Source organism: Roseburia inulinivorans DSM 16841, from assembly GCF_000174195.1.
Lineage (GTDB): Bacteria > Bacillota > Clostridia > Lachnospirales > Lachnospiraceae > Roseburia > Roseburia inulinivorans.
Map to the genome: position 1 here is coordinate 1 of NZ_ACFY01000092.1, position 1,496 is coordinate 1,496.

Below are 1,496 nucleotides of genomic sequence, written 5' to 3' on the forward strand. Positions count from 1 at the left end.
GGTGACAACCTTGCTAAGTCCCATTGATAACGTTCTGTATTATAATATTCTGTCCAATCCCTAACTGCGTTTAATATCTCCTCATAGCCGTGGCACTCTGATAGATCTAATTCATCTTTCATATGACCAAAGAATGATTCCTGAGGAGCATTGTCCCAACAGTTTGCTCTACGTGACATAGACTGTCTCAGTTCGTTATCCTTTAACAATTGGATAAATTTAATGCTGGTATAGTGGGAACCCTGATCGCTATGTATTAATGTTTCTGTGCTTAAATCAGTTCCATGTTTTTCTATTAACTGCTTTACTGTTTCTAATACAAAATCAATTTCTAGTGATTCGCTGAGAACCCATGACAGCAGTTCCTTGGTACAGGCATCTATAATTGTCGACATATAGCACCGGGGTGCTTTTCCATTTATAATATACGTGATATCCGTTAACAGAATTTTTCTTGGTCCGTGTTCCTCGAATTCACGGTTTACTATATTGGGTGCGGTATATGCAGTTGCCATTGCTTTTGCCATTCTCCGATAGGGATTTGCCTTGCGGATAGGGCACTGTAAGTTGTACTTCTTCATCAACCGCCGGATTTTTTTGATATTCATCACTATCGGCGGTTCCATGTGTAACAGCCTCATATATATGCTACGGGCACCTTTATGATATCCTCGGTACTGGTATGCTTTCAGAATCAGAAGAAAATCCTGTCTGTCCTGTTCCTCCCTTTCCATTCGCTGGTCTTCTGTTGAGAGATAATGGTAATATCCCGAACGGGATACTCCTGCAATTTCGCACATGGCAGCTACATTCAATAGATTATCGTTTTTTTGCATGGTATCATAAATAATCTGATACTTTGCATGGGCTGGTATTTTCATTATTCCGGAGCCTCCGGATTTAAAGATACAATTTTTTTTAGAAACTCAATCTCCTGATCTTTATATGCCAGTTGCATTTCTAAATATTTTATCCGATTTTCAGCCGAAAGATATCCGTTGCAGCCCTGTGCATAGGTGTTAAGATCTCGAAAACCATTTCCCTTTTTTACTTCATTTCCAATCATGGTTTTCAGACCATTTATTCTGGAATCCCCCAAGATATTTGGATCTATCCCAAGAGTCGAAATAATCTCACGTGGAAGCCTGCCCTTTGACAGTTCCTCCCAAAACAGTTTTTTAAATTCTGCCGAGAAATGTACAATGCTCGGTGATACATCCAGCACATATTTGCTATTTCTCAGTGTGAGCATTTCCTGTTCTGTAAACTTTCTGTTTGCCATAATTTCCTCCAATTCATTATTATTGTAATAACAATCTGAATCGGAGTCAAAAAGCGATTTTGTCCAAAATGAAGGGGTTCATCAAAACCATGTCCGAAGTTAAGGGTTCCCTGTAAACTCATTGTATAGATTTAAGGGTTTTCATTAAAACTTACTGTCTAATGGTAAGGGTTTTAAAAACTCAATCTGTCCAATCTATAGGGTACATTTTAAT

General features: G+C 38.4%; 2 protein-coding genes. Both read right to left on the reverse strand.

Going from position 1 to position 1,496, the window contains the following annotated elements:
- Positions 1 to 881 (reverse strand): IS3 family transposase (locus tag ROSEINA2194_RS10230; protein ID WP_007886407.1); only part of this gene is annotated, 881 nt, incomplete at its 3' end.
- Positions 881 to 1,282 carry an HTH domain-containing protein gene (locus tag ROSEINA2194_RS10235; protein WP_007886408.1) on the reverse strand — a complete coding sequence of 134 codons (402 nt, stop codon included), beginning with the start codon at positions 1,280 to 1,282 and terminating at the stop codon, positions 881 to 883. The genes ROSEINA2194_RS10235 and ROSEINA2194_RS10230, both read right to left, overlap by 1 nt.
- Positions 1,283 to 1,496: the final 214 nt, after the last annotated feature.